Here is a 25,487-nt window from a genome sequence, read left to right as displayed (position 1 = left end):
TGTTCCGTTTTATGCGGAATACCTTTCAGTGTAAATATAAACGGGTGTGGTTCATCTCTGAAATTTGAGATAGTAAAGACGCCAAATTTTACGGGCGTAGCTCAGTTGGTAGAGCACTGGTCTCCAAAACCAGGTGTCGGGAGTTCGAGCCTCTCCGCCCGTGCAAATTGAAATCATGAAAGTTATTGTGGCGAGAAGCCTGTCCTGAGCGAAGTCGAAGGAAGCCTCTCCGCCCGTACAGGAAAATACAATAATACTATGTTCACGTACATAAAAGAATCATTTGAAGAGTTAAAGAGCAATGTTACCTGGTTAAACAGGGAAAGGGCCTCCAATCTTATGGTTGTGGTTGCTGTTTTTTCAATATTGTTTGCTTTGGCAACTTGGGGTGTTGACTCCCTTTTTAGCAAATTGATTCGATTGTATTTTGATAACGTAATAGGGTAGTTAGGATATGTCTGAGGTTCTGGAGAAAAAATGGTATGTAGTAAGGGCTGTTAGTGGTCAGGAAAACAAAATCAAGGGCTACATTGAAAGCGAAGTGGAGCGTAATGGTTTTGGCGATTACCTTGAAGAGGTCCTTGTTCCTACTGAAAAAGTTGTACAGATCCGTAACGGAAAGAAAATCAACAAAGAAAGAGTTTACTTTCCGGGATATATAATGATAAAGGCCAATTTAGGTGGTGAAATGATTCACATTATTCGCTCCATTACCAATGTGATTGGCTTTTTGGGTGAAACCAAAGGAGGGGATCCGGTTCCTTTAAGGAAATCTGAGGTGAACCGCATGTTAGGAAAAGTGGATGAGCTTGCCGTGAATACGGATAACGTGGCTATTCCATTTGTGTTGGGTGAAACCGTAAAAGTTATTGATGGTCCTTTCAATGGGTTCAATGGAACTGTTGAGAAAATCAATGAAGAAAAGCGTAAGCTAGAGGTAATGGTGAAAATTTTCGGAAGAAAGACACCGTTGGAACTCAGTTATATGCAAGTAGAAAAAGTATAAGAAGAGCTGTTACATATATAAAGTTGTGTTGCTTCCAATTGACACACTTTCATTTTAATTAAAAACAATGGCAAAAGAAGTAGATAAGGTAGTTAAATTACAAGTTAGGGGAGGTGCTGCGAATCCATCGCCACCGGTTGGACCCGCCTTAGGTGCTGCTGGTGTTAACATCATGGAGTTCTGTAAGCAATTTAATGCGCGTACACAGGACAAACCAGGTAAAGTTTTACCTGTTGTTATCACCGTTTACAAAGACAAATCTTTCGAGTTTGTTGTAAAGACACCACCCGCGGCAGTTCAATTGTTGGAAGCAGCTAAGATTAAAAAAGGATCTGGCGAACCTAACAGGGTTAAATCCGGTTCAGTATCATGGGATCAAGTAAAGCAAATCGCTGAAGACAAAATGGTCGATTTGAATGCTTTTACCGTAGAATCTGCAATGAGTATGGTTGCGGGTACTGCACGTTCCATGGGACTTAAAGTAGCTGGAAAAAGACCTTTTTAAAATCTTAAAGCAATTTATAATGGCAAGATTGACTAAAAAGCAAAAAGAAGCTCAGGCCAAAATAGATAGAAACAAACTCTATTCTTTGGACGAGGCATCAGCTTTGATAAAAGAAATAACCAATGTAAAATTTGACGCTTCCATTGATTTGGCGGTTCGTTTGGGTGTAGATCCAAGAAAAGCAAATCAAATGGTGCGTGGCGTTGTTACCCTTCCGCACGGAACCGGTAAGGATGTTAAGGTTTTGGCATTGGTGACCCCGGACAAGGAAGCAGAGGCTAAAGAAGCTGGTGCTGACTTTGTTGGGTTGGATGAATATTTGGATAAAATTAAAGGCGGTTGGACCGATGTTGATGTAATCATCACCATGCCAAGCGTTATGGGAAAATTAGGTCCCTTAGGTAGAGTTTTGGGTCCTAGAGGTTTAATGCCCAATCCAAAGACCGGTACGGTAACCATGGATGTTGCAAAAGCGGTGTCTGAAGTTAAGGCCGGTAAGATTGATTTTAAAGTGGACAAAACCGGTATAGTGCACGCAGCTATAGGGAAAGCTTCTTTCTCTGCGGATAAAATTGCAGGTAATGCCAAAGAGTTGATAGACACTTTGGTAAGAATGAAGCCAGCAGCTGCAAAAGGTGTTTATATGAAGAGCATCTATTTGTCAAGTACCATGAGTCCTAGTGTTCAATTAGATCCAAAGGCAGTTTCGTAACTGGTGGTTCAATATTTTTAATTATGACAAGAGAAGAAAAAGCAATCGTAATAGAAGATTTGACTGCACAGTTGGCTGATAACGCTAATATTTATTTGGCGGATATCTCAGGATTGGATGCAACAACCACTTCTAACCTTAGAAGAGCTTGTTTTAAAGCCAATATTAAACTTGCAGTTGTTAAGAACACTTTGCTTGCAAAGGCAATGGAAGCTTCTGATAAGGAGTTCGGGGAACTTCCTGATGTTTTAAAAGGAAATACATCTTTGATGTTGTCCGAAACAGGGAACGCACCTGCAAAACTTATCAAAAATTTCAGAAAAAAATCAGATAGACCTCTACTAAAGGGAGCTTTCATAGAGGAAGCTGTTTATGTAGGTGATGAAAACCTTGAGGCACTTGTGAATATCAAGTCCAAAGAGGAAGTTATCGGGGATATTATCGGATTGTTGCAATCACCAGCCAAGAATGTTATTTCTGGACTTAAATCTGGTGGCGGTAAACTTGCCGGAATCCTTAAGACATTATCTGAGAAAGAATAATTCGCGCACAATAAACTAAGTATATTTTAAAAATTTGATTAAACGATAGAAAAATGGCAGATTTAAAAGATTTTGCAGAACAGTTGGTAAACCTTACAGTAAAAGAGGTAAATGAGTTGGCCGACATATTAAAAGAAGAATACGGTATTGAGCCTGCTGCTGCAGCAGTAGCTGTTGCTGGCGGTGCTGCTGGTGGTGGTGAAGCTGAAGCTGCTGAGGAAAAATCAGAATTTGATGTAATCCTTAAAGCTCCAGGTGGTTCTAAATTGGCAGTTGTAAAACTAGTTAAGGAATTGACTGGCCTAGGATTGAAAGATGCTAAGGACATCGTTGACAGCGCTCCAAAAGCTGTTAAAGAAGGTGTTGCCAAAGATGAGGCAGAAGGTATCAAAAAATCATTGGAAGAAGCAGGAGCAGAAGTTGAGCTTAAATAGTAGCTTTTACCATACAAATTTGGTTAAGGTCTTTCCATTATAATGGTTAGGCCTTAGCCTATTTTAATAAGGAGTGTATAAAGTCATACACCGCCCACAGTAATATTTCACGATCAAAATTTGTCCATTGATGTTCACAAACAATACTGAAAGAGTAAATTTCGCATCCGCTAAGAACATACCGGAATACCCGGATTTCTTGGACATTCAGATTAAATCGTTTCAAGACTTTTTTCAACTTGAAACAAAATCTGACGAAAGAGGAAATGAAGGTCTCTACAACACCTTCATGGAAAATTTTCCCATTACAGACACTAGAAACCAGTTTGTACTCGAATTTCTAGACTATTTTATAGATCCACCAAGATATTCCATCCAAGAATGTATTGAGCGTGGACTTACCTATAGCGTTCCGTTAAAAGCGAGACTAAAATTATATTGTACCGATCCCGAGCACGAAGATTTCGAGACCATCGTACAAGATGTGTACTTGGGTACCATTCCATACATGACCCCAAGTGGAACTTTTGTGATCAATGGAGCAGAAAGGGTGGTAGTTTCCCAGTTGCACAGATCGCCAGGGGTTTTCTTTGGCCAATCTTTCCATGCAAACGGTACAAAGCTATATTCAGCCAGGGTAATTCCTTTCAAAGGATCTTGGATTGAATTTGCAACAGATATCAATGGCGTTATGTACGCTTACATTGATAGAAAGAAAAAATTACCGGTAACCACACTTTTCCGTGCCATCGGATTTGAAAGAGATAAGGATATTTTGGAAATCTTTGACCTTTCGGAAGAAGTGAAGGTTTCAAAAGCCGGATTGAAAAAAGTATTGGGCCGCAAATTGGCTGCTAGGGTGTTGAACACTTGGCATGAGGATTTTGTGGATGAAGATACCGGTGAGGTAGTTTCTATTGAAAGAAACGAGATCATCCTAGATCGTGATACCGTTCTTGAAAAAGAGCATGTGGATGAAATTATTGATGCCGATGTGAAGACCATTCTACTTCACAAGGAGAACAATGCGCAATCTGATTACGCAATTATCCACAACACATTACAAAAAGATCCTACCAATTCCGAAAAAGAAGCGGTAGAACATATCTATAGACAATTGCGTAATGCTGAGCCGCCAGATGAAGAAACGGCACGTGGTATTATCGACAAATTGTTCTTCTCCGATCAACGTTACAATTTAGGTGAAGTTGGTCGTTACAGAATGAACAAGAAATTAGGTCTTGATATTGGAATGGACAAGCAGGTCTTGACCAAGGAAGATATCATCACCATTATCAAGTACTTAATTGAGTTGATTAACTCCAAAGCGGAGATTGATGATATCGATCACTTGTCCAACCGTCGTGTAAGAACCGTTGGTGAGCAGTTGTCATCTCAGTTTGGTGTTGGTTTGGCCCGTATGGCACGTACCATTCGTGAACGTATGAACGTTCGTGACAATGAGGTGTTTACCCCAATCGATTTGATCAATGCTAAGACTTTGTCTTCGGTAATTAACTCGTTCTTTGGTACAAACCAGCTATCTCAGTTCATGGATCAAACCAATCCATTGGCGGAGATTACACACAAAAGAAGATTGTCCGCACTTGGACCTGGTGGTCTTTCCCGTGAAAGAGCAGGTTTCGAGGTTCGTGACGTTCACTATACACACTATGGAAGACTTTGTCCTATTGAAACCCCTGAAGGGCCAAACATTGGTTTGATCTCTTCACTTTCAGTATTTGCCAAGGTTAACCCAATGGGCTTCTTGGAAACACCTTACCGCAAAGTGGAAAATGGTGTTGTAAATACCAAGGAGTACACATACTTGAGTGCTGAGGAAGAAGAAGGAATGAAGATTTCCCAAGCTAACATCCCAATGGATTCAAAGGGGAAAATTGAAGATGATAAGGTAATTGCTCGTGAAGAAGGTGATTTCCCGGTAGTTGATCCATCTGAGGTGAACTACACGGATGTTGCCCCTAACCAAATTGCATCCATTTCGGCGTCCTTGATTCCTTTCTTGGAGCATGATGATGCGAACAGGGCTTTGATGGGATCAAACATGATGCGTCAGGCAGTTCCATTGTTAAAACCACAATCTCCAATTGTAGGTACAGGTTTGGAAAAGCAAGTAGCTACAGATTCAAGGGTATTGATCAATGCAGAAGGCGATGGTGTTGTGGAGTATGTTGATGCTCAAAAAATCACAATCAAATACACCAGGTCGGAAGAAGAGCGTTTGGTAAGCTTCGAAGAAGATTCCAAAACTTACAACTTGGTGAAGTTTAGAAAAACAAACCAAGGAACAAGTATCAACCTAAAACCAATTGTTAGAAAAGGTGACAAGGTTAAAAACGGTCAGGTACTTTGTGAAGGTTACGCTACTGAAAAAGGAGAACTGGCACTAGGTAGAAACATGAAAGTGGCATTTATGCCATGGAAAGGGTACAACTTTGAGGATGCGATCGTGATTTCCGAAAAAGTAGTACGTGAAGATATCTTTACCTCTATCCATATTGATGAATATGCATTGGAAGTAAGGGATACCAAATTAGGTGCTGAGGAATTGACCAATGATATACCCAACGTTTCAGAAGAAGCCACTAAGGATTTGGATGAATATGGTATGATTCGTATTGGTGCCGAAGTAAAGCCAGGTGATATTTTGATCGGTAAGATTACCCCAAAAGGTGAATCGGATCCAACTCCGGAAGAAAAACTACTTCGTGCCATCTTTGGTGATAAAGCCGGTGATGTAAAAGATGCATCACTTAAAGCATCTCCATCATTGAGAGGTGTGGTTATCGATAAGAAATTGTTCTCACGTTCTATAAAGGATAAGAGAAAGCGTTCTGAGGATAAAGAGGCCATCACCAGATTGGAGATGGACTATGAAGTGAAGTTCCAGCAATTGAAAGATGTTTTGATTGAAAAGCTCTTTGGATTGATCAATGGTAAAACTTCACAAGGTGTAATCAACGATTTGGGTGAGGAAGTACTTCCAAAAGGAAAGAAATACACCATTAAAATGTTGAACGCTGTTGATGACTTTGCGCACTTGGTGGGCGGAAGCTGGACAACGGATGACAAGACCAATGCTTTGGTTGCCGACTTGTTGCACAACTATAAAATTAAGTTGAACGACATTCAAGGTAACCTTAGAAGAGATAAGTTTACCATTTCCGTTGGTGATGAATTACCTGCAGGAATCATGAAGTTGGCTAAGGTCTACATCGCCAAAAAGCGTAAGCTTAAAGTTGGTGATAAAATGGCAGGACGTCACGGTAACAAAGGTATTGTTGCCCGTATCGTTCGTCAGGAAGATATGCCATTCTTGGAAGATGGAACACCTGTGGACATTGTATTGAACCCACTTGGGGTACCATCCCGTATGAACATTGGTCAGATTTATGAAACTGTTCTTGGTTGGGCAGGTTTGAAACTGGGCAGAAAATACGGAACTCCAATTTTTGACGGAGCTACCTTGGATCAAATCAATGAATATACAGATGAAGCCGGTGTTCCAAGATTTGGACACACGCACTTGTATGACGGTGGAACAGGGAAACGTTTTGATCAAGCAGCAACAGTTGGTGTAATCTACATGTTGAAATTAGGACACATGGTAGATGACAAGATGCATGCTAGATCCATTGGGCCATACTCATTGATCACACAGCAACCATTGGGTGGTAAAGCCCAGTTTGGTGGTCAGCGTTTTGGTGAAATGGAGGTTTGGGCACTTGAAGCATATGGAGCATCATCGACCCTACGTGAAATATTGACCGTTAAATCGGATGATGTTATCGGAAGGGCCAAAACCTATGAGTCCATTGTTAAAGGTGAGACCATGCCAGAACCTGGATTACCAGAATCTTTCAACGTATTGATGCACGAACTTAAGGGATTAGGTTTGGATATCAGATTGGAAGAGTAGAACACTATTGAATAGCATTTTTAATTATATCATCTCCATATTGTTATGGCTAGAATAAAAGATAATAACGCACCAAAAAGGTTTGACAAAATTTCCATAGGACTGGCATCGCCAGAATCTATCTTGGCGGAGTCCAGGGGTGAAGTTTTAAAACCTGAAACCATTAACTACAGAACGCACAAGCCGGAGCGTGATGGATTGTTCTGCGAACGTATTTTTGGTCCTGTAAAGGATTACGAATGTGCTTGTGGAAAATATAAGCGTATCCGTTACCGTGGTATTGTTTGTGACCGTTGTGGTGTAGAGGTAACCGAAAAGAAGGTACGTAGAGATCGTGTGGGGCACATTAACCTTGTGGTTCCCGTTGCACATATCTGGTACTTCCGCTCGCTTCCAAATAAAATAGGATACTTGTTGGGATTACCTTCCAAGAAGTTGGACATGATCATCTATTATGAAAGATATGTCGTGATCCAACCCGGTATTGCCAAAGGCCCTGAAGGAGAAGAAATCAACAAAATGGATTTCTTGACCGAGGAAGAATACCTGAACATTTTGGAATCCATTCCGGTGGAGAACCAGTATTTGGAAGATACGGACCCTAACAAGTTCGTTGCTAAAATGGGTGCAGAATGTTTAATCGATTTGTTGTCTAGAATTGATTTGGAAGAATTGTCCTATCAACTAAGACACAAAGCAAACACAGAGACTTCAAAGCAACGTAAGACTGAAGCATTAAAAAGACTTCAGGTTGTTGAGGCACTACGTGAATCTCAAAATAACAGGGAAAACAATCCAGAGTGGATGATCATGAAGGTCGTTCCTGTTATTCCACCAGAATTACGCCCATTGGTGCCGTTGGATGGTGGTCGTTTTGCCACCTCGGATTTGAACGATCTATACCGTAGGGTAATTATCCGTAACAATCGTTTAAAGCGATTGATGGAGATTAAAGCCCCGGAAGTAATCTTGAGAAATGAGAAACGTATGCTTCAAGAAGCGGTGGATTCTCTTTTTGATAATACAAGAAAAGCTTCAGCGGTAAAAACAGAATCAAACAGACCATTAAAGTCCCTTTCAGATTCATTGAAAGGTAAACAAGGTCGTTTCCGTCAGAACTTATTGGGTAAACGTGTGGATTATTCCGCTCGTTCCGTAATTGTGGTTGGACCGGAAATGAAATTGTACGAGTGTGGTCTTCCAAAAGATATGGCTGCAGAGCTATACAAGCCTTTTGTTATCCGTAAGCTTATTGAAAGAGGTATCGTTAAAACGGTAAAATCTGCCAAGAAGATTATAGATAAAAAAGAGCCCGTAGTTTGGGATATCCTGGAAAATGTCCTTAAAGGACATCCGGTACTATTGAACCGTGCCCCCACATTGCACAGATTGGGTATACAGGCGTTCCAGCCAAAACTTATTGAAGGTAAGGCTATCCGTTTACACCCATTGGCATGTACGGCATTTAATGCGGATTTCGATGGTGACCAGATGGCAGTGCACTTGCCATTGGGCCCAGAGGCTATTTTGGAAGCACAATTATTGATGTTGGCTTCTCAGAATATTCTGAATCCGGCAAACGGTTCTCCAATTACGGTACCTTCACAGGATATGGTTTTGGGTCTGTATTACATGACCAAGGAAAGAAAATCGACCAAAGAAGTTCCAATTAAAGGAGAAGGATTGACTTTTTACTCTGCTGAAGAAGTGGAAATCGCCTTCAACGAAGGAAAAGTTGATTTGAATGCTGGAATCAAGGTTAGAGCCAAGGACTTTAATGAAGAAGGAGAGCTTGTAAATCAAATTATACCAACAACAGTTGGCCGTGTATTGTTCAACACCGTTGTACCAGAAGAGGCAGGTTATATTAATGAAGTATTGAACAAAAAGTCGCTAAGAAATATCATTGGAGATATTCTTGCGGTTACCGATGTTCCTGCTACTGCGGCATTCTTGGATAAAATAAAATCCATGGGGTATGATTTCGCCTTTAAAGGTGGTCTATCCTTCAGTTTGGGTGATATTATCATCCCACCGGAAAAGCATGATATGATCAATGATGCCAATGAGCAGGTTGATGGTATTATGATGAACTATAACATGGGTCTTATCACCAATAACGAACGATACAATCAGGTTATTGATGTTTGGACTTCTACCAATGCCATGTTGACCGAATTGGCGATGAAGCGAATTCGTGAAGACCAACAAGGATTCAACTCTGTGTATATGATGTTGGATTCTGGTGCAAGGGGTTCTAAAGAGCAGATTCGTCAGCTTACCGGTATGCGTGGATTGATGGCCAAGCCGAAAAAATCTACAGCCGGTGGTGGAGAGATTATTGAAAACCCAATTCTTTCCAACTTTAAGGAAGGATTATCGATTTTGGAATACTTTATCTCTACTCACGGTGCACGTAAAGGACTTGCAGATACCGCTTTGAAAACTGCGGATGCGGGGTACTTGACAAGACGTTTGGTGGATGTTTCCCAAGACGTGATCATCAATATTGAAGATTGTGGTACGTTGCGTGGAATTGAGGTTCAGGCGCTTAAGAAGAATGAAGAAGTGGTTGAAACACTAGGAGAAAGAATTCTTGGTAGGGTTTCACTACATGATGTATACAATCCATTGACCGAAGAATTGGTGTTGGCAGCTGGTCAGCAAATTTCTGAGGCTGATGTGAAGAAAGTTGAAGCTTCGCCAATTGATAAAATTGAAGTGCGTTCAGCATTGACGTGTGAGGCTCCAAAAGGAATCTGTGCTAAATGTTATGGTAGAAACCTAGCGACCAATAAAATGGTACAGCGTGGAGAAGCCGTTGGTGTTGTTGCTGCACAGTCCATTGGAGAACCAGGAACACAGTTGACGTTGCGTACCTTCCACGTGGGTGGTATTGCAGGTAACATTTCAGAGGATAACAAACTGGAAGTTAAGTTTGATGGTATAGCTGAAATTGAAGACCTAAGAACAGTTGTAGGTGAGAACAGTGAGGGCGAAAAAGCCAATATTGTAATCTCAAGAACATCTGAAATTAAGGTTGTTGATGCTACCACGGGTATTACTTTGAGTACAAATAACATTCCTTACGGTTCGCAATTGTTCGTTAAGAACGGTGATAAAATCAAAAAAGGAACCGTTGTTTGTCAATGGGATCCATATAACGGTGTAATCGTTTCCGAGTTCCCTGGTCAAATTGCTTACGAAAATATTGAGCAAGGTGTTACCTATCAAGTTGAGATTGATGAACAGACAGGTTTCCAGGAAAAAGTAATTTCTGAATCAAGAAACAAGAAACTGATTCCGACCCTATTGATCAAGGATGGTAAAGGTGAGACTTTACGTTCCTACAACTTACCTGTTGGTTCACACATTATGGTGGACGATGGTGATAAGATCAAGGAAGGAAAGATTTTGGTTAAGATTCCACGTAAATCTGCTAAAGCAGGGGATATTACAGGTGGTCTTCCAAGGGTCACTGAGCTTTTTGAAGCGCGTAACCCATCCAACCCAGCTGTTGTTTCTGAAATTGACGGTGTAGTTTCCTTCGGAAAGATCAAGCGTGGTAACCGTGAGATCATTATCGAGTCCAAAACTGGTGAGATCAAGAAATACTTGGTGAAACTTTCAAACCAAATCCTGGTACAGGAGAACGATTACGTTCGAGCTGGTATGCCATTATCTGATGGTTCCATTACTCCAGAGGATATTTTGGCAATCAAAGGCCCATCAGCGGTACAACAGTACTTAGTGAACGAGGTGCAGGAAGTGTACCGTTTACAAGGTGTGAAAATCAACGATAAACACTTTGAGGTTGTTGTACGTCAGATGATGCGTAAAGTGCGTATCGAGGATTCAGGAGACACTACATTCTTGGAAAATCAATTGGTACATAAAGACGACTTTATCCGTGAGAACGATGAGATCTTCGGACAAAAAGTGGTTGAGGATGCGGGAGATTCTGAAAACCTTAAAGCCGGTCAGATTATTTCTGCCCGTGCATTGAGGGACGAGAATTCCGTGTTGCGAAGAGCAGATAAAACTTTAGTAAGTGCAAGGGATGCCGTAGCTGCTACAGCGACTCCGATCTTACAAGGTATTACCAGAGCTTCGTTGCAGACCAAGTCGTTTATCTCGGCGGCATCATTCCAGGAAACCACTAAAGTATTGAACGAAGCTGCTGTAAGTGGTAAAGTGGATACTTTGGAAGGATTGAAGGAAAATGTCATCGTTGGACATAAAATTCCTGCCGGTACCGGTATGAGGGATTATGATAGTATCATTGTTGGCTCAAAAGAAGAGTACGATGAAATCATGGCCCGAAAAGAGGAATTTAAATTCTAATAAACAAACCCTGGCAATTGTCAGGGTTTTCTTTTTACATAAAACAGAAATATACAATGGCTGAGAACGATAAAAATCAAAAGCAAATCAATATAGAACTGGATGAAAAAACTGCTGAGGGAATCTATTCTAACTTGGCGATCATAAATCATTCTGTATCAGAATTTGTCGTGGATTTTATAAGCATGATGCCAGGAGCGCCAAAGGCTAAGGTGAAGAGCAGAATTGTTTTGACTCCGCAGCATGCCAAGAAATTCTTAAAGGCATTAAACGATAATGTGGCCCGCTTTGAAAAAGCACATGGAACCATCAAGGATTATGAACAGCCTCCCATTCCATTAAATTTTGGACCTACGGGAGAAGCATAAAGCAAAAAACCTGACTATTTAGTCAGGTTTTTTATTTTATAGCTGATAACAAAATTTAAGCTAGCCATTCCTTTTGGATGCCTTTTTTCGCTAAAAGTATCAGCAAAATTCCAATTACAATTACTAGAATTGGCATAAAAATGGCCTGATTTCCATAAACTTCAATTGTATTACTTAGAAAAAGACCATAAACAAATTGACCTAGGATACCCAATAAAGAGATAAAGAATACCGGTTTGGCCCATTTTTTTCGAAGTAAAAGGGCAATACATCCCAAAGTACCTCCAAAAACAGCAATGGCAAAAGCAGCTGTGACCCAAGCAGGTTGGGCTTCAAAAAGTTCCCGTTGAGCCTGGGTCATCTGTTCAAGGTCTTCAACGCTTGTGTATGCTTGTCCCAAATACGCCATTACACCCATAATGTTCCATACAAGAGCTGCAACACTCACTATCCAGAACCAAACAGGCGGTTTGTTTGAATCACTCATAAGAAAAGTTTTTATTGGTTACAGCCAATAATGTACAAAAAAAGTAGAAACCTTTCTTATTTTCAGATGTTTAGAGCGAGTGGGCTATTCTGTAATCTCGGAAGTAAAGCGAAGGGTGACGGTGGGATATTTTTGTTGGGTCATCTGTAGTGAAAACGCCGAATCAGCTAAAAATACCAGCTGTCCCCGCTTATCAGTGGCCAAGAACTTTTGTTTTACCCTCTTGAATTCTTTGAACTCTTCACCATTAGGATCTTCGGTATCTACCCAACAAGCTTTGTGAACTGGAAAATTTTCATAGGTGCATTTGGCTCCATATTCATGTTCCAAACGATACTGGATAACCTCATATTGAAGGGCACCAACAGTGCCAATCACCTTTCTACCGTTCATTTCCAAGGTAAACAATTGAGCTACCCCTTCATCCATTAACTGATCAATGCCCTTATAAAGTTGCTTGGCTTTCATGGGGTCTGCATTGTTGATGTACCTAAAGTGTTCTGGAGAAAAACTTGGGATTCCCCTGTAATTTAACTTTTCACCATTGGTCAACGTATCGCCAATTTTGAAGTTCCCAGTATCATGAAGCCCAACAATATCACCTGGATAAGAGATATCCACTATTTCTTTCTTTTCTGCGAAAAAAGCATTGGGACTGGAGAATTTCAAATTTTTGTTGTGCCTTACATGAAGGTAAGGTTTGTTACGTTCAAAGGTCCCGGACACGATTTTGATAAATGCCAATCGATCACGGTGTTTAGGGTCCATATTGGCATGGATTTTAAAGACAAATCCGGAAAAAGATTTTTCATTGGCTTCTACCAAACGTTCTTCCGCCATTTTTGGCCTAGGTGCAGGGGCAATATCAACAAAACAGTCCAATAACTCCCGTACTCCAAAGTTGTTCAGGGCAGATCCAAAGAAAACAGGTTGTTGAGTACCATTTAAGTAAGCTTCTTTATCAAACTCGGGATAAACACCGTTTACAAGTTCTAAATTGTCCCTAAGTTCCTGTGCGGCAGATTCACCAATTATATTCTCAAGTTCTGGATTTTCTATATCCGTAAAAGCAATGGTGTCTTCTATGTTTTGCTTGCTGTTGCCACTGAAAAGATTGATGTTCTTTTCATATATGTTATAAATACCCTTAAAATCATACCCCATTCCAATGGGAAAACTTAAAGGGGTTACGGACAGACCTAATTTTTGCTCAACCTCATCCAACAGATCAAAGGCATCCTTGCCTTCACGGTCCAACTTATTGATAAAAACAATCATTGGAATATTGCGCATTCTACAGACCTCCACTAGTTTTTCGGTCTGCTCCTCCACACCTTTGGCAACATCAATGACAACGATTACGCTATCCACTGCTGTCAACGTTCTAAAAGTGTCCTCGGCAAAATCCTTGTGCCCAGGTGTATCCAGAATGTTGATTTTTTTATCATTGTAGATAAATGCAAGAACCGAAGTGGCTACGGAAATTCCTCTTTGCCGTTCAATTTCCATAAAATCGCTGGTCGCAGATTTTTTGATTTTGTTATTTTTTACAGCGCCAGCTTCCTGAATGGCACCACCAAACAGCAACAATTTCTCTGTCAAGGTAGTTTTCCCTGCATCAGGGTGGGAGATTATCCCAAAAGTTCTACGTCTGGCTATTTCCTGAACAAAATCCATCTACAAAAATTTCGGCAAAAATAGGGTAAATATTGCATCTAAAATCCAATAAAAGATTTAACCCATATTGTTAATAGAAATAAGAGAAAAAAAGTACGAATAAGGCCTTTAAAAGTAAAAAGTAAAGTACTTTTCACATAGTGGAGTTTTTTTGATTTTTTCCTTGATGGTAATCTTTTTAAGAAAACCCTACGTATAAATTATATGGTTGATAATGATGAAGAATTTGCTTTTTGTCGATAAAAATAGGCGATAAACCGTAAATGCTTTAATTATGCCTATAAAGTTTATTTGGTCAGGCTAAATTTGCTGAACAAATAACCATTTTCAACAAGAAAAGCCCCATTTTCTTGCACTTACGAGAACACTGATGCCATGGTGATTAGTTGACCAAAACTATCATTTATGGAAAATAGTACTTTCTTAAATTTTAAGAAAAGGGTTGCATACACGCTTATTTCTTCAATAGGTCTTGTAGTTTATCTGATGATGACATCATTTGATAGTACACCAAAAACCTTTTTTTCTGAAACCTATAGTTATCAAGATACCGATGGTGATGGGGTCCCTGATAATAAGGACATAGATTCTGATAACGATGGAATCATAGACACTGTGGAAGATGAGAATCTGGATGGTGATAATTGCTATTGGACTAATCCTACCGATACCGATGGTGATACGATTCCTGATTATTTGGATATAGATTCCGATGACGACGGAATAATAGATAACATTGAGGCGCAGCCTTTACCAGGTTATGTAGCACCGTCTGGAGAAGATGTAGATGGCAATGGCTTGGACGATGCCTATGAAGAAACCCCTGGTAGCTGTGGTGGTTTGATTCCCGTTGATACTGATTCAGACCATGTTTGGGATTATAAGGATATTGATTCGGACAATGATGGTATTCTGGATAACATAGAAGCGCAAACTACGGCTGGATATATACCTCCCTCTGGTAAGGACATGGATGGAAATGGTTTGGACGATGCTTACGGATTGACCCCGTGTGGTTGTTTAGGACTTCAGCCAATTGATTCTGATGGTGATCGCATAAAGGATTTTAGAGATATCGACAGTGACGATGATGGAATTCCCGATAATGTTGAAGGGCAAACTACTTCAGGATATGTTCCTCCAACCGGAAAGGATGATGATAATGATGGTTTGGACAATGCTTATGAAGGAATTGGGAATGAAGGGCTTGCCCCCGAGAACACGGACGATGACGAGATCCCGGACTACCTAGACGATGACAGTGACAACGACCTTGTTGCGGACAACAACGAGGGCAACGACTTCAACTTTGACGGCATTCCCGATCAGACGTACACGGGCACGGATACGGACAACGACGGACTTGACGACGGTTACGAGGGCAGCGATGTCAATGACGGCTACGACGTGAACGATGAGATCGACGACCCTGCGAACGACCTACCGGACACTGATGGGACGGAGGATGTCAACTACCGTGACTTCGACGATGACGGTGACGGTATCGACACCCCTGACGAGGATGCTGACGGTGACGGCGACCCTACCAACGACGACACGGACGATGACGGCACGCCCGACTACCTGGACCCCGACGGTCCCGGTGACGACACTGACGGTGACGGTGTACCTGACAGTGTAGACCTTGACGACGACAACGACGGGATATTGGACACGGTCGAGGACCACAACGCCGATGGCGACAACGATCCCCTGACGGACCCGTTGGACAGCGACAATGATGGAAGGCCGAACCATCTGGACATCGACAGTGACGATGACGGCATCCCGGACAATGTCGAGGGGCAGCCGACCAACGGCTACATCCCGCCCAACGATGACGATGCTGCGACCTATGAGGCCAACGACGGTGTGAACTCCGCCTACATTGGCGGGCTTACCCCCGAGAACACGGACGATGACGAGATCCCGGACTACCTTGACGATGACAGTGACAACGATTTGGTTGCGGACAACAACGAGGGCAACGACTTCGACTTTGACGGTATTCCCGATCAGACGTACACGGGCACGGATACGGACAACGACGGACTTGACGACGGTTACGAGGGCAGCGATGTCAATGACGGCTACGACGTGAACGATGAGATCGACGACCCTGCGAACGACCTACCGGACACTGATGGGACGGAGGATGTCAACTACCGTGACTTCGACGATGACGGTGACGGTATCGACACCCCTGACGAGGATGCTGACGGTGACGGCGACCCTACCAACGACGACACGGACGATGACGGCACGCCCGACTACCTGGACCCCGACGGTCCCGGTGACGACACTGACGGTGACGGTGTACCTGACAGTGTAGACCTTGACGACGACAACGACGGGATATTGGACACGGTCGAGGACCACAACGCCGATGGCGACAACGATCCCCTGACGGACCCGTTGGACAGCGACAATGACGGAAGGCCGAACCATCTGGACATCGACAGTGACGATGACGGCATCCCGGACAATGTCGAGGGGCAGCCGACCAACGGCTACATCCCGCCCAACGATGACGATGCTGCGACCTATGAGGCCAACGACGGTGTGAACTCCGCCTACATTGGCGGGCTTACCCCCGAGAACACGGACGATGACGAGATCCCGGACTACCTTGACGATGACAGTGACAACGATTTGGTTGCGGACAACAACGAGGGCAACGACTTCGACTTTGACGGTATTCCCGATCAGACGTACACGGGCACGGATACGGACAACGACGGACTTGACGACGGTTACGAGGGCAGCGATGTCAATGACGGCTACGACGTGAACGACGAGATCGACGACCCTGCGAACGACCTACCGGACACGGACGGCACGGAGGATGTCAACTACCGTGACTTCGACGATGACGGTGACGGTATCGACACCCCTGACGAGGATGCTGACGGTGACGGCGACCCTACCAACGACGACACGGACGATGACGGCACGCCCGACTACCTGGACCCCGACGGTCCCGGTGACGACACTGACGGTGACGGAGTACCTGACAGTGTTGACCTTGACGACGACAACGACGGGATATTGGACACGGTCGAGGACCACAACGCCGATGGCGACAACGATCCCCTGACGGACCCGTTGGACAGCGACAATGATGGAAGGCCTAACCACCTGGACATCGACAGTGACGATGACGGCATCCCGGACAATGTCGAGGGGCAGCCGACCAACGGCTACATCCCGCCCAACGATGACGATGCGGCCACCTATGAGGCCAACGACGGTGTGAACTCTGCTTATATTGGCGGGCTTGCCCCCGAGAACACGGACGATGACGAGATCCCGGACTACCTTGACGATGACAGTGACAACGATTTGGTTGCGGACAACAACGAGGGCAACGACTTCAACTTTGACGGTATTCCCGATCAGACGTACACGGGCACGGATACGGACAACGACGGACTTGACGACGGTTACGAGGGCAGCGATGTCAACGACGGCTACGACGTGAACGATGAGATCGACGACCCTGCGAACGACCTACCGGACACGGACGGCACTGAGGATGTCAACTACCGCGACTTCGACGATGACGGTGACGGTATCGACACCCCTGACGAGGATGTAGACGGTGACGGTGACCCTACCAATGACGACAGTGACGATGACGGCACCCCTGACTACTTGGACCCTACAGATGATCGTCCTGAACCACCTGTTGATGAAGACATAGAAGTAAATCAAATGCTAACTCCAAACGGAGACTTGAAGAATGATTTTCTTTTTATTAGGGGAGTTAGAAATATAAAGGCCAGCACGTTGAGAATTTTCAACCGATGGGGAGTGGCAGTATATGAAGGAAAAAATTATGACAACATCAACAATGTTTTTGATGGACGTTCAAGAGGTAGATCTACACTTAGCGTGAATGATTACCTTCCCGCAGGAGTATATTTTTATATATTTGACTACGAAACGGATGAAGGAAGTTTTACAGACTCCGAATACATATATATTAGTAGGTAACATATTGAAGTAGAATGGTTAAAAAACACTTTTTAATTCCGTTTTTGTTTATTGGAATTGCATTTCAAAGCCTGTTTGCCCAACAAGATGCCCAGTACACCCAATACATGTTCAACACATTGAGTGTTAACCCTGCCTATGCTGGATCACGAGGGCAGTTGAGTTTTGCAGGATTGTATCGTTCTCAATGGATAGGTCTTGATGGAGCACCAGAAACGTTTACCATTAATTTGCATTCCCCAATACGCAACAGCAGGTTGGGTTATGGTGTATCCATTGTCAATGATAATATTGGGGATGGGGTTGTCCAGGAAACCTATTTGGATGCCGTATTGTCATATACCATCGATGTTTCAAGAGATGCAAAACTATCCTTTGGATTAAAAGCTGGAGGGAATATGTTGAACCTTGATTTTAATGGCCTCAGAAATTTTGATCAAGAGGTGGTCAACCAAGATAATATTGATAACCAGTTTTCGCCAAATTTTGGATTGGGTATATACTATCATACGGATAGGTTCTATGCGGGAGTTTCTGCACCCAACATTTTAGAAACAGAATATTTTGATAATGGAGGGGGAGATGTTAATTCGGTAAACTTTTTGGCAACGGAACGCATCAATTTTTATTTAATAACGGGTTATGTCTTTGATTTGAATGCTGACCTTAAATTTAAACCGGCTCTTTTGACCAAAGCTGTTGGTGGAGCCCCATTACAAGTTGATCTTTCAGCAAGTTTCCTTTATGCGGACAAGTTTAGTTTTGGTGCTGCATATCGCTTGGATGCTGCCATAAGTGCTTTGGCAGGGTTTCAGATTACAGACCAGATCATGTTGGGTCTGGCTTATGACCGGGAAACCACAGAATTGGGAGGAACCCAATTTAATGATGGTTCCTTTGAAGTATTTTTAAGACTGGAGTTGATAAAAGCATTCCAGAAAACAGTATCGCCTAGATTCTTTTAATACAGTGTAATATGCTAAAAAGAATACTTATACTTCTTATTGTTTTTTCAGGGTGTTTGACCAATGTCTCGGGACAAGAGGAGATTAAGGTTAATGAGAAGCAGCAGGCCAAGGTTAAGGCAAAGGCAGATGAACGTTATGATGAATATTCTTTTAGTCCTGCCATAGATATCTACAAAAAAGTGCTTGACAAGGGCTATGTTTCGTCGGACCTGTTGAAGCGTCTTGGAAACTCGTACTACTTCAATGCAAAATATGAGGAGGCAGCCAATGTCTATAAGAAATTGGCAGAAACCTATCCAGATGAAACGGCACCTGATTACTATTTCAGGTATGCCCAGAGTTTAAAGACTTTAGGAGATTATGAAGGGTCATCCCAGATAATGGCAAAGTTTAAAGAAATAACCGCAACAAGCGAGGAAACGGGTCGATATGATGAAGATTACCTGACCAAAATAGAGGAAAACTCAGGAAGATATACGATAAAACCTTTCGGTTATAATAGTAAATATTCAGACTTTGCAGCCTCATTTTACGAACAAGGACTCATTTTTTCCTCAGATAGGGATACTGGAAATTTGGCACGATATCGACATACATGGAACTCAAAAGATTTTTTGGATTTATATAAGGTCAATGCCGATAGTATTTCGAACAATACCGTCATTAAGTTGGAAGGTGAGGTAAATACCAGACTTCATGAATCAACATCCGCTGTGACCAAGGATGGAATGACCATGTATTTTACTCGGAACAATTTTATTGATGGAAAAAAATATAAGGACCAAAAAGGGGTAATACGACTTAAGATTTATAGCGCTGAATTGATCAATGGCGAATGGACCAATATCATTGAACTCCCTTTCAACAACGATTCCTATTCAGTTGCTCATCCCGTATTGAGCCCAGACGAAAAGAAACTTTATTTTGTCTCGGATATGCCAGGATCAGTGGGGGAATCTGATATATTTATGACGGAGATTATTGGCGATGGCACCTACGGTCCAATTATCAACCTTGGCAAAAATATAAATACTCAGGCTAGGGAAACCTTCCCGTTTATTACAAAAGATGGAGTATTGTACTTTTCTTCTGATGGCCATCAAGGATTAGGTGGATTGGATGTTTTTGCCACAAAAATTGCCTTTGGAAACTTCAATGAACCAGTGGTAAACGTTGGAAAACCTGTGAATGGCAATTATGATGACTTTGCATTCATCATGAATAATGAAACCAAAGAGGGCTATTTCTCATCCAACAGGACAGGAGGAATGGGAGAAGACGATATTTATGAATTTGAGGAGAGCGAACCCCTTGTATTGGATTGTTTACAAGATGTGACCGGTACGGTTAGGGATAGAATATCAAATGAAGTACTGGTAGGGGCTACGGTTAAGATCATTGATGAGGAAAATAATGAAGTATCTTCTACAATAACAGATTCAAAGGGCAATTACGTTTTGGCCTTGGATTGTGCCAAAGGGAATTTTGTAAGGGCTTCAAGGGATGGCTACGTTCCTGCTGAAGAATATCTGAACAAGTCTTATGGAAAACCACGAATCGTGGACTTTTACTTAGAACGTGATGTGGTCACTGGTGGTTTTGGAGATGATTTGGCGAAACTTTTACAATTGAGCACCATTTATTTTGATCTGAATAAATATAATATTCGGGCAGATGCCGAGATTGAGATTCAAAAAGTAATCGTGGCTATGGAAAAATATCCAAGCTTAAAAATTAAGGTTAATTCCCATACGGATAGTAGGGGTAATGATGCCTATAATCTTTGGTTGTCACAAAAAAGAGCTCAATCCACAGTAAATTATATGGTTTCTAAGGGAATTTCGGCAGATAGATTGCAAGGCGAAGGTTACGGGGAAACCAGATTGGTCAACGACTGTGTAAATGGTGTGCCATGCTCCAAGGATAAGCATCAACTCAACCGTAGATCCGAGTTCATTATTTTTGAATAAATAATCGACTTGTAGGTTCTTGGGAAAGAGATTGTTAAGTATTGCATATAGGCTTTGTACAAGTTTGATGGTTGCTTGACAGCGCAATAATGAGTGTTCACTTTATCGATTAACCCTTTCACAACAAATATTTAGAAGGCATAGGCAACTTAGATTAGATTTGGATATTGTACAATACACCAGGTCTATGAGCTATACAAGCCATTTAATATATAAACAGCTATTTTTTATCCTCATTTTGTGCGTGACACTCCTAAATCAAATTAGTGCACAACAAACATTTAGGGATGAATTTAATGCTGTTTCCTATACAAATACTGACGGAACTCAAGATTGGTCTGGTAATGCCTGGGCGGAGTCGGGTGATGACAATTCGCCTTCTGGCGGATATATATATATTACTAGCAATCAGCTCAGAATGGACTACATTTGGAGCGAAACCATTTCTCGTACAGCTGACCTTACGGGCGCCACAGCTGCAACTTTAAGTTTTGATTATACTACTAACAGTCTTGGAGCACAACGTCAGTTAGGAATCCTGTTATCCAACAATGGAGGTGCGAGTTATACCCAGATAGCCACCTTAAGTGGAAGTGGTTCTTTTTCCCAGGACATTTCAGCCTACATATCAAACAATACCACAATTTCTTTTGCAAAGTCTAACCAAGATTGGCAAAGTAATGATTGGGCACAGCTTGATAATGTACAAATCAGTGCCAATATTGGTTCTAGCGTAAGTATAGATGATGTTGCAGTAAGTGAAAATGCCGGTAGTGCCGTGTTTACAATTACCCATACAGGATCAGATGCCTCTGGAGCGTTTAGCGTTAATTACTCCATAACAGCTGTAAGTGCAACACAAGGAACTGATTATACAACTGGCTCCGGACTTTACACGGGAACATTGAACTTCAATGGAACTGCTGGTGATACGGAACAGATAACAGTATTGATTACTGATGATTTTGATGTAGAATCCAACGAAACCTATACCATACAATTTACATCTACCACGGATCCATCTATAAATATTACAGATACCGCTACTGGAACCATAAACAATGATGATGTGGCAGCTGTAATTCAAGTAAGCGATGTTGCTGTGGACGAAAATTTGGGCCCAGCTGTATTTACTGTAAATCATACTGGTGGATCAAGGCCTGCAGCATTTACGGTGGATTATACCATAACAGCTGTAAGTGCAACTGAAGGGACAGATTATACAACTGGTTCAGGACTCTACACTGGCACTCTGAACTTTAATGGTACAACTGGCGACTCAGAAACAATAACTGTTCAAATAACCGATGATACTGAATATGAAACAGCTGAAACATATACGATAAGTTTTACGGCTACAACTGATACCCAGGTAAACATTACTGATACAGCAACAGGGACCATTAATGATGACGAGGTAATCTTGAATGATGTTGCCTTAAGCTTATATGATGATTTTCAGGGTAATTTTGACTATGTACTCACTGGTGGTACATTTAGGACCAATGATGATGCTACTGACCCATGTAGCATTACCACTACCTCTTCAGGTAATTTAACCACCATTCTTACTCCAGCGGGCAAAACTATTAAAAAAGCATATTTGTATTGGGCACACTCAAGTACAGTACTTGACCAAGATGTTACTCTTGAAGGTCAAAATGTATCAGCGGATTTGGTGTACGGTGCATTTACTTTTGGAGCGCAATTTTATGGATATATTGCTGATGTTACCGATGTGGTTACAGGATTGGCCGATCCATGGGGCGGAACATATGATTTTACAAATTTGACCATAGATAATACGGGAACATATTGTTCCAGCACGGTTGTTTTAGGAGCATGGTCCTTAATGATATTTTACGAGGATTTTAGCTTGCCAACATCCACAATTAACCTTTATTATGGTTTTGACGCTACCCAAAACAATGGTACTTCCTTTACATTGGATAATTTTTATGCCATTAGTCCTATAGGAAGTAAAGCGACCTTTTTGTCCTATGAAGGAGATGCCTCATTGGATGGAACCGTTGGTTCCAACAAGGAAGAACTTTCTATTTTACCACAAGGAGGAGGGACGCCAAATATCCTTACCGGAGATGGTGGGCAAACAGGAAACAACCCCTTCAACTCAACCATATATGATAACACTTCAGGGGTAAACACCTCTGGTATTTATGGATTGGATTTGGATACCTATGATATTTCGTCATTTATTAGCATCACGGATACGCAGGTAACCGCCAATGTTGACATGAGTCAGGATTTGGTAATATCAAGTGCGGTGGTACTAAGAGTGCCTTCGAATATTATTTCAGGAACCGTTTTTGAAGATATTAATTATCCAGGCGGTTCGGGGAGGAACATGACCACAGCTTCAGGGGTGGGAATACCCAATGTCACCGTGGAACTATATGACAATTTAGGGGCCTTGGTAGACACGGAAACAACCGATGCAGATGGAGAATATGCGTTCGGTGGAATATCGGATGGTACATATACGGTAAGGGTAGCCAATTCTAGTATAAATTCAACTCGGGGAGGAGGTTCCACCTGTGGTACATGCTATGCGGTGCAAACGTTCAGATCTGATTATGATGGTACAACCTTAAATACTTTTACCGATGAAATTGGGGGTAATTTTCCAAGTTCTGAAGATGTGGCCATAGGAACATTGACCGGAGCTCAGACCACAAGTACAGTTGTGGTTTTAGCTGGAGGAACAGGTGGCATTGATTTTGGATTTAATTTCAATACAATTGTAAATACAAACGAAGACGGGCAAGGATCTTTGGGGCAATTCATTGTAAATTCCAATAATTTGGATGAAACCGGATTGGATATAGAGACAAATGCAATTTTTGACCCCGCTGCAGGTGAAGACACCTCTATTTTTATGATTCCACCAACTTCGGACCCCTTTGGACGAACAGCGGATTCAAATTTTGGTAGTGGTTATTTTGATATATTGATATCAGCTGGAAATCCATTATCAGATATTACTGCCAATAATACAATAATTGATGGACGCACACAGACAGCATATTCAGGGGATACGAATACCGGGACTATTGGTTCCGGAGGCACCACTGTAGGTACATCGGCAATAGCACTTCCAAATTATAATCTTCCAGAAATACAGGTGCATAGGGATCTAGGAGATGTTTTTATAACACAAGGAAATAATGTGACCATAAGAAATTTGGCCATTTATGCCAATATCAATGCGGGTATACGAATTGATGCAGGTGCCTTGGACATAACTCAAAACCTGATAGGTGTAAATGCTACGGGGACAAATGCTGGAGATATAAATTTTGGAATAGAAAATGCGGGGGGCAACATGGTTGTTGACGGAAATTACATTGCGACAACTACCGAAAGTGCAGTTTTAATAACTAGTGGCACCTCAAATACAGTTCAGAACAACCACTTTGCAAACAACGGAAATAGTGCTTGCGACGATGCCATTACGTTGACGGGGGGGAGTGGCATAACCATCCAACAAAATTTGATAGAAGGATCTGCTTCTACAGCCATTGATGGTGCTTTATTTGCAGGAGGAGCAACAATTACTGAAAACTCTATAACTACTTCTGGTCAGGATGGAGGCAACTGCGGGGGTAATGTAGAAGATATGGGCGTTAAACTGGCAGGAAACAACTCCCAATTGATAAATAATATTATATTCAGCAATGGAGGGGCAGGAATTGTTGTTATGGGAGGAACAGGAAATTTGATCAGTCAAAACTCAATATATGCCAATGGTACATCGGGAGATGCACTCGGTATTGACTTGGATGCTTCAACAACTGCGGGAGACGATATTACCTTGAATGACAATGGGGATAGTGATTCAGGACCCAATAACCTTTTAAACTTTCCCATTCTCAATACCATATTTATCTCAGGTTCAAATTTGATAGTTACCGGATGGTCCCGACCAGGTGCAACCTTGGAATTTTTTCTTACAGATATTAGTGCAGGCAGTGCAACGGATGGTGATAACCAGTTAGGTCTTTCAACTGATTATGGTGAAGGGCAAACTTTTATAGCGTCTGTTGTTGAAGGTAGTGGTTCAGATTCAGATGCCACTTCTTCCGCGTATTCAGATGCCGATGGAAATGTGGATACTACGAACAGGTTTAAATTTACAATCCCTTTCCCGTCAGCAACATTAAGCAACAAAATTACCGCAACGGCTACATTGGGCAACTCTACCTCGGAATTTTCACCTGTTAGTAAAATAAAGGTATCATCCGTAATAACCAACCGTAAAATTACCTACAGGGTAAATAGAGACTAATTTCTTTTCTCCACACATGCTTTTGCCTTAATAATCAGCTTTTTGAATTTGTACCATTCAAACAAGTTTTAGAAGAGTTTTTACTACCAAGATTTCATTTTTGGACTCTCTGTATAACAAAATTATAATGTTTGAATTGATTCAAAAATGCTATGAAAGAAATGCCATTTATACAGAACATTTTGGCCATAAAATTCTTGACAAATCAGAGGGGATTTTGTAGGAATTATCC

15 protein-coding genes and 1 tRNA gene are annotated in these 25,487 nt (G+C 41.9%); 14 read left to right on the top strand and 2 right to left on the bottom strand.

Features of this window, described 5'->3' with window-relative positions; translation table 11 throughout:
• Positions 1 to 90: 90 nt before the first annotated feature.
• From ACOQO1_RS02250 to ACOQO1_RS02205, 10 genes are all read left to right on the top strand, one after another.
• Positions 91 to 163, top strand: a tRNA-Trp gene (locus tag ACOQO1_RS02250).
• 95 nt (positions 164 to 258) lie between these two features.
• A complete protein-coding gene (gene secE / locus ACOQO1_RS02245) occupies positions 259 to 447 on the top strand; it encodes a preprotein translocase subunit SecE (protein WP_420601231.1) in 189 nt (62 codons plus the stop codon).
• A gap of 7 nt (positions 448 to 454) precedes the next feature.
• Positions 455 to 1,006 (top strand): transcription termination/antitermination protein NusG, encoded by a 552-nt coding sequence (gene nusG / locus ACOQO1_RS02240; protein WP_097047424.1) that lies wholly within the window; start codon positions 455 to 457, stop codon positions 1,004 to 1,006.
• A gap of 67 nt (positions 1,007 to 1,073) precedes the next feature.
• Positions 1,074 to 1,511, top strand: coding sequence for a 50S ribosomal protein L11 (gene rplK / locus ACOQO1_RS02235; RefSeq protein ID WP_249658452.1), 438 nt, complete (start codon positions 1,074 to 1,076; stop codon positions 1,509 to 1,511).
• A gap of 19 nt (positions 1,512 to 1,530) precedes the next feature.
• On the top strand, positions 1,531 to 2,223 hold the full coding sequence (gene rplA, locus ACOQO1_RS02230) for a 50S ribosomal protein L1 (protein ID WP_420601230.1): 693 nt from the start codon (positions 1,531 to 1,533) through the stop codon (positions 2,221 to 2,223).
• Positions 2,224 to 2,246: 23 nt separating this feature from the next.
• Complete coding sequence (gene rplJ / locus ACOQO1_RS02225) at positions 2,247 to 2,765, top strand: 50S ribosomal protein L10 (protein ID WP_420601229.1); 519 nt, start codon at positions 2,247 to 2,249, stop codon at positions 2,763 to 2,765.
• Positions 2,766 to 2,818: 53 nt separating this feature from the next.
• A complete protein-coding gene (gene rplL / locus ACOQO1_RS02220; RefSeq protein ID WP_420601228.1) occupies positions 2,819 to 3,199 on the top strand; it encodes a 50S ribosomal protein L7/L12 in 381 nt (126 codons plus the stop codon).
• A 130-nt stretch (positions 3,200 to 3,329) separates the two neighbouring features.
• A complete protein-coding gene (gene rpoB / locus ACOQO1_RS02215) occupies positions 3,330 to 7,139 on the top strand; it encodes a DNA-directed RNA polymerase subunit beta (protein ID WP_420601227.1) in 3,810 nt (1,269 codons plus the stop codon).
• A 45-nt stretch (positions 7,140 to 7,184) separates the two neighbouring features.
• On the top strand, positions 7,185 to 11,483 hold the full coding sequence (gene rpoC, locus ACOQO1_RS02210; protein WP_420601226.1) for a DNA-directed RNA polymerase subunit beta': 4,299 nt from the start codon (positions 7,185 to 7,187) through the stop codon (positions 11,481 to 11,483).
• A 56-nt stretch (positions 11,484 to 11,539) separates the two neighbouring features.
• Positions 11,540 to 11,851 (top strand): DUF3467 domain-containing protein, encoded by a 312-nt coding sequence (locus ACOQO1_RS02205; protein WP_249970905.1) that lies wholly within the window; start codon positions 11,540 to 11,542, stop codon positions 11,849 to 11,851.
• A gap of 55 nt (positions 11,852 to 11,906) precedes the next feature.
• Here the strand turns inward: ACOQO1_RS02205 and ACOQO1_RS02200 are convergent, their stop codons facing one another.
• Positions 11,907 to 12,338: a hypothetical protein gene (locus tag ACOQO1_RS02200; RefSeq protein WP_420601225.1), complete on the bottom strand. Its 432-nt coding sequence runs from the start codon at positions 12,336 to 12,338 to the stop codon at positions 11,907 to 11,909.
• An 84-nt stretch (positions 12,339 to 12,422) separates the two neighbouring features.
• A complete protein-coding gene (locus tag ACOQO1_RS02195) occupies positions 12,423 to 14,015 on the bottom strand; it encodes a peptide chain release factor 3 (RefSeq protein WP_420601224.1) in 1,593 nt (530 codons plus the stop codon).
• Between the two features lie 405 nt (positions 14,016 to 14,420).
• On the opposite strand from ACOQO1_RS02195, the gene ACOQO1_RS02190 reads away from it, so the two are divergent.
• The 4 genes from ACOQO1_RS02190 to ACOQO1_RS02175 all read left to right on the top strand — a co-directional run bounded on the left by ACOQO1_RS02190 (position 14,421) and on the right by ACOQO1_RS02175 (position 25,255).
• On the top strand, positions 14,421 to 18,011 hold the full coding sequence (locus ACOQO1_RS02190; protein ID WP_420601223.1) for a gliding motility-associated C-terminal domain-containing protein: 3,591 nt from the start codon (positions 14,421 to 14,423) through the stop codon (positions 18,009 to 18,011).
• A 14-nt stretch (positions 18,012 to 18,025) separates the two neighbouring features.
• Positions 18,026 to 18,976, top strand: coding sequence for a type IX secretion system membrane protein PorP/SprF (locus ACOQO1_RS02185; protein ID WP_420601222.1), 951 nt, complete (start codon positions 18,026 to 18,028; stop codon positions 18,974 to 18,976).
• A gap of 11 nt (positions 18,977 to 18,987) precedes the next feature.
• On the top strand, positions 18,988 to 20,949 hold the full coding sequence (locus ACOQO1_RS02180; RefSeq protein WP_420601221.1) for an OmpA family protein: 1,962 nt from the start codon (positions 18,988 to 18,990) through the stop codon (positions 20,947 to 20,949).
• Positions 20,950 to 21,136: 187 nt separating this feature from the next.
• Positions 21,137 to 25,255, top strand: coding sequence for a beta strand repeat-containing protein (locus tag ACOQO1_RS02175; protein ID WP_420601220.1), 4,119 nt, complete (start codon positions 21,137 to 21,139; stop codon positions 25,253 to 25,255).
• The last annotated feature ends 232 nt before the right edge of the window (positions 25,256 to 25,487 follow it).

It is taken from the genome of Flagellimonas sp. (genome assembly GCF_965222555.1).
Lineage (GTDB): Bacteria > Bacteroidota > Bacteroidia > Flavobacteriales > Flavobacteriaceae > Flagellimonas.
This window is presented reverse-complemented; position numbering and strand designations above follow the sequence as displayed.

Bases quoted from the DNA above. Each gene is read 5' to 3' on its own strand.
- ACOQO1_RS02200 (WP_420601225.1), bottom strand. From the start codon at position 12,338: ATGAGTGATTCAAACAAACCGCCTGTTTGGTTCTGGATAGTGAGTGTT.
- rpoB (WP_420601227.1), top strand. From the start codon at position 3,330: ATGTTCACAAACAATACTGAAAGAGTAAATTTCGCATCCGCTAAGAAC.
- ACOQO1_RS02205 (WP_249970905.1), top strand. From the start codon at position 11,540: ATGGCTGAGAACGATAAAAATCAAAAGCAAATCAATATAGAACTGGAT.
- rplA (WP_420601230.1), top strand. From the start codon at position 1,531: ATGGCAAGATTGACTAAAAAGCAAAAAGAAGCTCAGGCCAAAATAGAT.
- ACOQO1_RS02185 (WP_420601222.1), top strand. From the start codon at position 18,026: ATGGTTAAAAAACACTTTTTAATTCCGTTTTTGTTTATTGGAATTGCA.
- ACOQO1_RS02190 (WP_420601223.1), top strand. From the start codon at position 14,421: ATGGAAAATAGTACTTTCTTAAATTTTAAGAAAAGGGTTGCATACACG.
- ACOQO1_RS02195 (WP_420601224.1), bottom strand. From the start codon at position 14,015: ATGGATTTTGTTCAGGAAATAGCCAGACGTAGAACTTTTGGGATAATC.
- secE (WP_420601231.1), top strand. From the start codon at position 259: ATGTTCACGTACATAAAAGAATCATTTGAAGAGTTAAAGAGCAATGTT.
- ACOQO1_RS02180 (WP_420601221.1), top strand. From the start codon at position 18,988: ATGCTAAAAAGAATACTTATACTTCTTATTGTTTTTTCAGGGTGTTTG.
- rplJ (WP_420601229.1), top strand. From the start codon at position 2,247: ATGACAAGAGAAGAAAAAGCAATCGTAATAGAAGATTTGACTGCACAG.
- rplL (WP_420601228.1), top strand. From the start codon at position 2,819: ATGGCAGATTTAAAAGATTTTGCAGAACAGTTGGTAAACCTTACAGTA.
- rpoC (WP_420601226.1), top strand. From the start codon at position 7,185: ATGGCTAGAATAAAAGATAATAACGCACCAAAAAGGTTTGACAAAATT.
- nusG (WP_097047424.1), top strand. From the start codon at position 455: ATGTCTGAGGTTCTGGAGAAAAAATGGTATGTAGTAAGGGCTGTTAGT.
- ACOQO1_RS02175 (WP_420601220.1), top strand. From the start codon at position 21,137: ATGAGCTATACAAGCCATTTAATATATAAACAGCTATTTTTTATCCTC.
- rplK (WP_249658452.1), top strand. From the start codon at position 1,074: ATGGCAAAAGAAGTAGATAAGGTAGTTAAATTACAAGTTAGGGGAGGT.